A 9,883-nucleotide genomic window follows, 5' to 3' on the forward strand; every position below is an offset into this window, starting at 1 on the left:
CCCAGCAGCAGCCCCAGCTCCCCCCTTACAACGACCCGAACCCGAGCGGCCCACCCATGGTCGCCCGCAACCTCACCATGGGCATCCAAGACCGGCCCCGCTGACCCGGCATCAGCCCGCGCGTTCTGAGCGGATGCGGGTGACGACGTCGCCGGCGGTGGTCTTGATGGATTCGAGTTCCTGCAGGTAGGACCAGTAGTCGGGGTTGGTGCCGGTCAGGCGCTTCGGTGCGTTCTCCAGGCGCTCCACCAGGGAGTCGAGGACCCGGGCGTGGTGGGGGGCGGCGCCGCCCGGCTGTGCCATGGCGAGGCGCTGGGCGTCGCGGACGGCGAAGCGGACCCGCTCCACCGGTGCCTGCGGGTCGGCGGCGACGGCCTTGAGCTCCTCGACCCGCCCGGTGACCTGGCCGGCCCGCCGGTCGGCGGCGTTCAGCTCGGTGCGGGCGGCGGTGAGCGCCTGCTGCGCCTGCTTCCACTCGGCGCGGGAGACGTGCGCGGACGCCTCGTTGAGCCGCTCGCGGGCCCGGTTCGCGCCCGCCTCGATCGACTCCGGCGCGCCCCTGAGGTCCTGCCAGCAGGCCTGCGAGTAGCCGCGCAGCAGGACGCGCATCGCCTCCCGGACGGGGCCGACGCGGTTCGCGACGACGTCCACCCGGGTCCGGACGGAGGCCAGGGAGTTGCGGACCTTCTGCGCCATCTGCGGCAGTTCCGCGGCGGCCTCGCGGGCCCCCTCGGCGATCTCGCGGACCTCGTCGGCCTTGCGCATCGCGCCGTCCAGGCCGAAGCCGCCGAGCCCCTGCGAGCCGAGCTGGGCGAGGATCTCCTTCGCGCGGGCCAGCTCGGCCTCCGGGTCGGAGGCGTCCATGCCGGCGTCCCTGGCGGCGGCCACGGCGGCGTCGGCGGCGGCGACGGCGTCGCGGGCGGCGGTCAGCCGGGGCGGGAGCTGGTCGAGGGCGGCCTCCAGCCGCGCCATCCGCGGGGCGAGCCGCTCGGCGAAGCCGTTCAGGTTCCGGGTGCTCTGCTGGAGCCGCTCGGTGGTCGCCACGAACGCGCGCCTCGCCGCGTCGTACTCGGCCGGCGACCGGTCCGGAGTGTCGATGTCGTGCGCGTCCAGGACGGAGATGTAGGCGTGGGCGGCGGCGTCGGCCGCCTCGGCCAGCCCGGTGAACTCCCGCCGGACGGGTTCGGCGGCCTTGGCGTCCAGGTCCTCGAAGACGGTCACCCGGCCGTCGATGAACTTCTGCGCCTGGTCCATCTCGTAGAAGGCGGCCGCGGCCGCCTCCCTCGCCTCGACGGCGCCGGCCGCCGCCTGCGCTCCCCTGCCCCGGCGCCGCTGGTCGCCCGCTCCCCGCAAGGCCGCCTCCCTTCGTCCCTGCCCAGTCTGGCGCAGATGGACCGGATTTCGCGCGGTGGGCACGGTCTCGTGCAATGCGTCCGTCAAGGATGGAACGGATAGCATCGCTCCAGCGTCGATAAGTCTGGGCGCCGGGACGGCGTCCGCAAACCGGCATGCGATCTTGGAGGCCACATCGTGGGTGTCAGTCTCAGCAAGGGCGGCAACGTCTCGCTCACCAAGCAGGCACCCGGGCTGACCGCGGTGACCGTCGGTCTCGGCTGGGACCTGCGCACCACCACGGGCACCGACTTCGACCTCGACGCATCCGCACTGGTCCTGGACGCCTCCGGCAAGATCATCACGGACCAGCACTTCGTGTTCTTCAACAACCTCCGCACGCCGGACGGCGCGGTCGCCCACAGCGGCGACAACACCACCGGCGCCGGCGAGGGCGACGACGAGCAGCTCCAGGTCAACTTCGGCGCGATGCCCGCCACCGCCGAGCGGGTGGCCTTCGCCGTGTCGATCTACGAGGGCGACAGCCGCGGCCAGAACTTCGGGCAGGTCCGCAACGCCTACATCCGCGTGCTGAACCAGGGGGACGGCACCGAGATGGCCCGCTACGACCTCACCGAGGACGCCTCCATGGAGACCGCGATGGTCTTCGGCGAGCTGTACCGGAACGGCGCGGAGTGGAAGTTCCGCGCGGTCGGCCAGGGCTACGCCTCCGGCCTCGCGGGCATCGCCGCGGACTTCGGCGTCAACCTCTGACGCCCGGCGGGAAAGGGTCCCGCGAACCTCGGTCTCAGTAGGATCCACAGCCAGGGATCAGGCTAAACAGGGAAGGGAGTGGCCCGAACATGGGAGTATCACTCGCCAAGGGCGGCAACGTCTCACTGACGAAGGCCGCGCCCAACCTCACCGCGGTCACCGTCGGCCTCGGCTGGGACGTCCGGGCCACCACCGGCGCGGACTTCGACTTGGACGCGTCCGCGCTGATGCTCGCCAGTACGGGCAAGGTCATCTCCGACCACCACTTCGTTTTCTTCAACAACCTGAGGAGCCCGGACGGCTCGGTGGAGCACACCGGCGACAACCTGACCGGTGAGGGCGAGGGCGACGACGAGTCCATCAACGTCGACCTCAACGGCGTGCCGCCCGAGTGCGAGCGCATCGTCTTCCCCGTCTCGATCTACGACGCCGACAACCGGCACCAGAGCTTCGGCCAGGTGCGCAACGCCTTCATCCGGATCGTCAACCGGACCGACGGCAACGAGCTCGCGCGCTTCGACCTCACCGAGGACGCCTCCACCGAGACGGCCATGGTGTTCGGCGAGCTCTACCGGCACAACGGCGAATGGAAGTTCAGAGCGGTCGGCCAGGGGTACGCCTCGGGGCTGGCCGGCATCGCGATGGACTTCGGCGTCAACGTCGGCTAGCGCCGGCGACCCCGCAGCCGGGCCACCGCGCCCGGCCTCCTACCTACCAGAGATACGCGCATGATTCTTCGCACCTTCGGGTGGTCCTTCGGCGTCACTGCCGTGGGCCTGCTACTCGCCCTGCTCTACGGCGGGCCGGCCGGGCTGGCCCTGGTCGCCGTGCTGTCCATCCTCGAGATCTCGCTGTCGTTCGACAACGCCGTGGTCAACGCCAAGGTGCTCGACCGGATGAGCCCCTTCTGGCAGAAGATCTTCCTGACGATCGGCATCGCGATCGCGGTGTTCGGGATGCGGCTGGTCTTCCCGCTGGTGATCGTGGCGCTCACCGCCCAGCTGGGCCCGTTCCAGGCGTTCGACCTGGCGCTGAACGACTCCGAGCGCTACCACGACCTGATGAACGACGCCTATCCGACGATCGCGGCGTTCGGCGGCATGTTCCTGATGATGCTGTTCCTGAACTTCGTGTTCGAGGAGCGCGCCGAGAAGTGGTTGCCGTGGCTGGAGAAGCCGCTCGCCCGCATCGGCCGCCTGGACCAGCTCGCGGTGGTGGTCGCGGCGGGTGCGCTGTCGTTCGTCGCGTGGCTGGCCGCCGAGGACCCGGGCACCGTCATGATCGCCGGGGTGCTCGGCATGATCACCTACATCCTGGTCAACGGGCTCGGCGAGCTGTTCTCCGAGGCGGCCGAGTCCGACGACGCGGACGAGGACGAGGAGGCCGGCGAAGAGAGCGCCGCAGCGGTCGCGCGGGGCGCCGTCAAGGAGGCGGCGGCGGACGGGCCGCCGCGGCGCGGCGGCCCGTCCCCGCTCGCCGTCGCCACCGGCAAGGCGGGGTTCTTCCTGTTCCTGTACCTGGAGGTCCTGGACGCCTCGTTCAGCTTCGACGGCGTCATCGGCGCGTTCGCCATCAGCACCGACCCGATCGTCATCGCGCTGGGCCTCGGCATCGGCGCCATGTACATCCGGTCGCTGACGGTGTTCCTGGTCCGCAAGGGCACGCTGCACGAGTACGTGTACCTGGAGCACGGCGCGCACTGGGCGATCGGCGCCCTGGCGACCTGCATGCTGATCAGCATCGGCCACCACGTCCCCGAGTGGATCACCGGCGGGCTCGGCGCGGGCCTGATCATCGCCGCGTTCGCCAGCTCGATCATCCGCCGCCGGGGCGAGGACCGGGAGCCGCCCGAGGCGCCGTCCGGCGAGGGCGGCAAGGCGCTCCACTCCAGCAACGTCTGACCGTCACCTCGCGCACCTCGCGACAGCATCGATCATCAAAGGAGCCGAACGATGTCCATCTCGTTGCAGAAGGGCCAGAAGGTATCGCTGGCCAAACCCGGAGGGGGCACGCTCACCCGGGTCAAGATGGGGCTCGGCTGGGACGCCGTCGCGAAGAAGGGCCTGTTCGGCAAGAGCAAGGCCCAGAGCATCGACCTGGACGCGTCCTGCCTGCTGTTCGACGCCAGCGGGAACCTCGCCGACCAGGTGTGGTTCCGGCAGCTGCGCAGCAAAGACGGCTCCGTGCAGCACACCGGCGACAACCTGACCGGTGAGGGCGAGGGCGACGACGAGGTCATCAACGTCGACCTGCAGAACGTCCCGGCGAACGTCACGCAGCTGGTGTTCACGGTGAACTCCTTCACCGGCCAGGACTTCAGCCAGATCGAGAACGCGTTCTGCCGGCTGGTCGACGAGACCACCGGGCAGGAGATCGCGCGCTACGACCTGAGCGGGGCGGGGCAGCACAACGCGCAGGTCATGGCGAAGGTGTCCCGGGACGGCGGCGGCTGGTCGATGACGGCGATCGGCGCCACGGCGACCGGCCGGACCTTCCAGCACCTGCTGCCGGCCGTGTCGGCGCATCTGTGATCCGGCACCCCGGTCCGGCGTCCCGGTGCCCGCTCCGATGATCCGGCGCGTCTGACGGGGCGCGCATGCGGCATTTCGACCACATCGACGCCGCGCGTCGCAAGCACCTGTTCTACCGGCATCCGCGGCCGTTCGACCGGCACGACGACCCGGCCGTGCTGGCGGTGGCGCTGGGCGCGACGCTGTACAGCCCCGCCACACGGCCGGCGCTCGCCGACGACGTGCTGCGCGCGGCGCGCCGCGGCGTCATGAGCATGGTGCTGTGCCTGGAGGACGCGATCGGCGACGACGAGGTCGAGTCCGCCGAGGCGAACCTCGTGGCGCAGCTGCGCTCGCTGCACGGCGCCGCCCGCCCGGGGAGCGGGGGGAGCGGCGCCGCGGACGTACCGCTGCTGTTCGTCCGCGTCCGCGACCCCCGGCAGATCGGCGACCTGATCGGCCGGCTCGGGGACGCCGCCGCGCTGGTCTCCGGCTTCGTGCTGCCGAAGTTCACGGCGGCCGGCGGTGGAGCGTTCCTGGACGCGCTGGAGGAGGCCGTGGACCGCACCGGGCTGCGGCTGCTGGCGATGCCGGTGATCGAGAGCCCGGCGGCGGTGTACGCCGAGTCCCGGTCGGAGATGCTGCACGAGGTGGCGCGGCTGCTGGCCAAGCACCGGCCGCGGATCCTCGCCGTCCGGATCGGCGCGACGGACATGTCCGCCGCGTACGGGCTGCGCCGCCCCCCGGACCTCACGATCTACGACATCCAGCCCGTCGCGGGCGTGATCTGCGACGTCGTCAACGTCCTCGGCCGCGCGGACGGCACCGGCTACGTGGTGACCGGGCCGGTGTGGGAGTACTTCTCGGCGGGCGAGCGGATGTTCAAGCCGCAGCTGCGGCAGTCGCCGTTCGACGCGCAGCGCGCGGCGCCGCTGCGGCAGCGGCTGATCACGTCGGACCTGGACGGGCTGATCCGCGAGGTGCACCTGGACAAGGCGAACGGCCTGATCGGCAAGACCGTCATCCATCCGAGCCACGTGGCGGCCGTGCACGCCCTGTCGGTGGTGACGCACGAGGAGTACTGCGACGCGGCCGACATCCTCGGCGTCACCGGGGGAGGGGCGATGGCCAGCTCGTACGCCAACAAGATGAACGAGGCGAAGCCGCACCGCGCGTGGGCGCAGCGGCTGATGCTGCGCGCCCGGGTGTTCGGGGTGGCGGCGGAGGGCGTCACGTTCGTCGAGCTGCTGGAAGCGGCGGGCCCCCGGTGACGGCCCTCCCGCCCGGGTGGCCGGGTTCCTGGGTGGCGGAGCGCCTCGGGGTGCGGCTCGCGGACGGCCCGCGCCCGGTGGGCGTCGGGCTCGCGGACCTCGTCGGCCTCGCCGTGCGGCGCAATCCCCGCCGGGCGCACCTGCTGGTCTCGGCGGTGCTGGGCAAGCACGTCCCGACCGATCCGCGGCTGGTGTACGGGGCGGGGCTCCTGCTGGGTGAGCTTGTGCGCGCGCGCCTCCGAGGTGAGGAGCCTCCCCGTCCCGGAGCCCTTGTGGCGGACGCCTTGCATGGCGTCCCAGGGGCGGCTGCCGGGTTGCGCGACCTCATGCGAGCCCCCCAGATTCCTGTGGACGCCGTCGTCCTCGGCTACGCGGAGACCGCGACGGCTCTAGGGCATTCCGTTGCGGACGCTCTGGGAGGCGCCTACTACCTGCACTCCACGCGCCGTCCCGTGCCGGGGTTCGCCACGTACGGCGGGTTCGAGGAGGAGCACAGCCACGCGACGAGCCACCTGCTCCTGCCCGCCGACCCCGCCGCGCTCGATCGTGACGTGCCCGCCGTGCTGGTGGACGACGAGCTCTCCACAGGCCGGACGGTGCTGAACACCATCGAGGCGCTGCACGCCGTCCGGCCCAGAGGCCATTACGTCCTCGCGGCCCTTGTCGACCTGCGCGGCTCTGAGGACCGGGCCCGGATGGACGAACTCGCCGAACGGCTGGGCACCCGCATCGAGGCGGTGTCCCTCGCCCAGGGGCACGTCGACCTTCCGGGCGACATCCTGGAGTCGGGCAAGGCGCTCGTCGCCGACCTGACGGCGCGTGCAAGGCTTCCCGAGGGCGCGGCGCAGACGTTTCCGGTGTCCCGGCTCGACCTGGGGTGGCCGTCCGGGCTGCCGGACGGGGGACGGCACGGCTTCCTGCCCGTCCACCGCTCCCGCCTGGAGAAGGACCTGGGGAGGATGGCGGAAGCCTTGGCGGGCGCGCTCGGCGACGATGCCTCGCGTGTCCTCGTCCTGGGGTTCGAGGAGCTGATGTACACGCCGCTGAGGCTGGCCGAGGCGCTCGCGGACACCTTGCCGAGCGTGGAGGTCCGGTACTCGACGACCACGCGTTCCCCAGTGCTCGCCGTGGACGACCCCGGCTACGCGATCCGGACGCGCCTGGCCTTCGACGCCCACGACGACCCCGCCGACGGCCCGGGGGAGCGGTACGCCTACAACGTCGCCCCTGCTTCCGGGCGGGACGGCTTCGACCGCGTCGTGTTCGTGGTGGACGACGCCGGCGACACACCGGCGCTCGCGGGCGGGCTCGTGGCGCGGCTCCGCGCGCTCGCGCCCGTGCTGGTCGCGCCGGTCCCCGCCTGGAGGGGCATGTGAAACCGCTGTACGGCCCCCTGTTCGGCAGCTACGCGGCCGAGGACGTCGCGTGGCTGCTCAAGGACCTCTCCCATGCGCGGCTCGAAGCGCCCACCGAGGAGCGCGAGGCCGCGATCCAGGCGGGACGGGCGCACTACGCCGAGTCCCTGCCGGTGGAGTACCAGCCCGGCCCCGAGTACCTGCGCCTGTTCCACCGGGCGCTGGAGGCGTCGGCCGAGCGGATCGCGTACGCGACCGGCCTGGTCACCGAACTGGTCCTCGCCGAGCGCGGGCCGCGGGCGGTGCTCGTGTCGCTGGCCCGCGCCGGGACGCCGGTCGGCGTCCTCATGCGCCGCTGGGCGCGGTTCGCGCACGGCCTGGACCTGCCGCACTACGCGGTCAGCATCGTCCGGGCGCGCGGCATCGACACGGTGGCCCTGCGCTACCTCGCGGAGCGGCACGACCCGGCATCGGTGATGTTCGTGGACGGCTGGACCGGAAAGGGCGCGATCACGCGGGAGTTGACCGCCGCGCTCGCCCCGCATCCGTTCCCCGCCGACCTCGCGGTGCTCGCCGACCCGGGGCGGTGCACGCCGCTGTTCGGGACGCGGGACGACTTCCTGATCCCGTCCGCGTGCCTCAACTCGACCGTCTCGGGGCTGGTGAGCCGGACCGTCCTGAACGCGGACCTGATCGGCCCCGGCGACTTCCACGGCGCCAAGTTCTACGCCGATCTCGCCGCCGACGACGTGTCCGGCCTGTTCCTCGACGCGGTGTGCGCGCGCTTCGGCGACGTCGCCGAGCGGGTCGCGAAGGACCTGCCGGACCACCGCGCCGCCGACCGCGCCCCCGACTGGTCCGGGTGGGAGGCCGTCCGCCGCTGCGCCGCCGCGGAGGGCATCGACGACCTGAACCTCGTCAAGCCGGGCATCGGCGAGACCACCCGGGTCCTGCTGCGCCGCGTCCCGTGGAAGGTGCTCGTGCGGGCCGACGCGGGACCCGAGGTCACGCACATCAGGCTGCTCGCCGGTGAGCGCGGGGTGCCCGTCGTCGAGGTCGAGCCCGGCCGCTTCCCCTACGCCTGCATGGGCCTCATCCATCCCCGGTTCGGCAAGGGAGCCGTCCAGTGACCGTCCTGGTGTGCTCCGACCTCGACCGCACGCTCATCTACTCCGCCGCGGCGTTCGCGCTGGACGGGCCGGACGAGACGATGCCCCGCCTGCTCTGCGTGGAGTTCTACCAGGGCGCGCCGCTCTCCTACATGACCGAGGCCGCCGCCCGCACGCTGGAGACCCTCGCGACGGCCGCGACGTTCGTCCCGGCCACCACCCGCACCCCCGAGCAGTACCGGCGCGTCAACCTGCTGGAGAAGCCCGCCGGGTACGCCATCACCGCGAACGGCGGCCACCTCCTCGTGGACGGCGAGGACGACCCCGAATGGGCGGCGTCCGTCCGGGCGCGGGTCGCCGACGGGTGCGCGCCGCTCGCCGACGTCCAGGAGCACCTCGTCCGGGTCAGCGGCGAGTTCGTCCTCAAGCGGCGCAGCGCGTCCGGCCTGTTCGCCTACACGGTCGTGGACCGGGCCGCGCTCCCCGTAGGGTGGGTCGAGGAGCTCACCGGATGGTGCGCCGAACGCGGCTGGCGGACGTCCCTCCAAGGCCGCAAGGTGTACTGCCTGCCCACCGGCCTGACCAAGGCCGCCGCCGCGGCGGAGGTCGCCCGCCGGACGGGCGCGTCCACGACGCTGGCCGCCGGAGACTCGCTCCTCGACATCGAACTCCTCGAAGCCGCCGACCTGTCCATCCGGCCCGCCCACGGCGAACTCCACGACACCGGCTGGACGTCCCCGGCCACGGCCGTCACCACCGCGCGGGGCATCACCGCAGGCCAGGAGATCGCCGCATGGCTGGTGGAACGCGCGACGGCCCCGTAGGCAACCACGGAAAATCACCCCGCGCCGGGGCGCCGTTGACAACTTACGCACCCCGGGGGGTCGCAGCGGCCGCGTTCTGAGGTCACAATCACCAGTAACCCCTCACCCTCAGGAGGAGGACGCCCTGACCACATGACCTCCCGTCTGACCGGCGACGAGACCGCGCTCTGGAAGGCCGCGGCCAGGGTTCTCGACGCGAACTGGACCGGGACCGCCACGGCGGCGTCCCCCGGCCTCTACCCGCACCAGTGGAGCTGGGACTCCGCGTTCATCAGCATGGGCCTCGCCCGCCACCGGCGCGACCGCGCCGAAGCCGAACTGCTCTCCCTGTTCCGCGGCCAATGGGCCGACGGGATGCTCCCGCACATCGTCTTCGACACCAGCCTCGCCCGGCACGCCTACTTCCCCGGCCCCGAGCTGTGGCGCAGCGAACGGCAGCGCGACGCGCCGCACGGCGTGCACACCTCCGGCCTCACCCAGCCGCCGCTGCACGCCCTCACCGCCCTGCGCCTCCACGAATGCGCCACCGACCTGGAGAGCAGCAGGGCCTTCCTCGCGCGGCTGCACCCCATGCTCAGCGCGCAGCACCGCTACCTCGCCCGCGCCCGCGACCTCGACTCCAGCGGGCTCATCGCCATCTGCCACCCCTGGGAGTCGGGACTCGACAACAGCCCCGCCTGGGACCGGCCCCTCGGCGCCCTCCGGCTC

Annotated in this window: 9 protein-coding genes and 1 pseudogene; 9 read left to right on the plus strand and 1 reads right to left on the minus strand. The window is 72.4% G+C overall.

The annotated features are described in order from the left end of the window. Window positions 1-111: 111 nt before the first annotated feature. Complete coding sequence (locus E1266_RS31385) at window positions 112-1,353, minus strand: molecular chaperone DnaJ (protein ID WP_132053234.1); 1,242 nt, start codon at window positions 1,351-1,353, stop codon at window positions 112-114. A gap of 177 nt (window positions 1,354-1,530) precedes the next feature. On the opposite strand from E1266_RS31385, the gene E1266_RS31390 reads away from it, so the two are divergent. The 9 genes and pseudogenes from E1266_RS31390 to E1266_RS31425 all read left to right on the plus strand — a co-directional run. Continuing rightward, window positions 1,531-2,106: a TerD family protein gene (locus tag E1266_RS31390; protein WP_132053236.1), complete on the plus strand. Its 576-nt coding sequence runs from the start codon at window positions 1,531-1,533 to the stop codon at window positions 2,104-2,106. An 89-nt stretch (window positions 2,107-2,195) separates the two neighbouring features. Continuing rightward, window positions 2,196-2,774, plus strand: coding sequence for a TerD family protein (locus E1266_RS31395; RefSeq protein WP_132053238.1), 579 nt, complete (start codon window positions 2,196-2,198; stop codon window positions 2,772-2,774). A gap of 60 nt (window positions 2,775-2,834) precedes the next feature. Next, window positions 2,835-4,007, plus strand: a complete 1,173-nt coding sequence (locus E1266_RS31400; RefSeq protein WP_132053240.1) for a DUF475 domain-containing protein — start codon at window positions 2,835-2,837, stop codon at window positions 4,005-4,007. 51 nt (window positions 4,008-4,058) lie between these two features. Continuing rightward, a complete protein-coding gene (locus E1266_RS31405; RefSeq protein ID WP_132053242.1) occupies window positions 4,059-4,637 on the plus strand; it encodes a TerD family protein in 579 nt (192 codons plus the stop codon). 65 nt (window positions 4,638-4,702) lie between these two features. After that, entirely contained in the window at window positions 4,703-5,887 is a 1,185-nt protein-coding gene (locus E1266_RS31410) for an HpcH/HpaI aldolase/citrate lyase family protein (protein ID WP_132053244.1), read from the plus strand. A gap of 32 nt (window positions 5,888-5,919) precedes the next feature. After that, window positions 5,920-7,263, plus strand: coding sequence for a phosphoribosyltransferase family protein (locus E1266_RS38400; RefSeq protein ID WP_243719112.1), 1,344 nt, complete (start codon window positions 5,920-5,922; stop codon window positions 7,261-7,263). Continuing rightward, a complete protein-coding gene (locus E1266_RS38405; protein WP_207946025.1) occupies window positions 7,260-8,372 on the plus strand; it encodes a cysteine protease StiP family protein in 1,113 nt (370 codons plus the stop codon). Before E1266_RS38400 ends, E1266_RS38405 begins: the two co-directional genes overlap by 4 nt. Beyond that, complete coding sequence (locus tag E1266_RS31420) at window positions 8,369-9,175, plus strand: HAD family hydrolase (RefSeq protein ID WP_132053246.1); 807 nt, start codon at window positions 8,369-8,371, stop codon at window positions 9,173-9,175. The genes E1266_RS38405 and E1266_RS31420 overlap by 4 nt, the downstream gene beginning before the upstream one ends. 132 nt (window positions 9,176-9,307) lie before the next feature. Further along, a pseudogene (locus E1266_RS31425) lies at window positions 9,308-9,883 on the plus strand (hypothetical protein); the annotation flags it as partial.

The organism is Actinomadura sp. 7K534, assembly GCF_004348575.1.
GTDB lineage: Bacteria > Actinomycetota > Actinomycetes > Streptosporangiales > Streptosporangiaceae > Spirillospora > Spirillospora livida.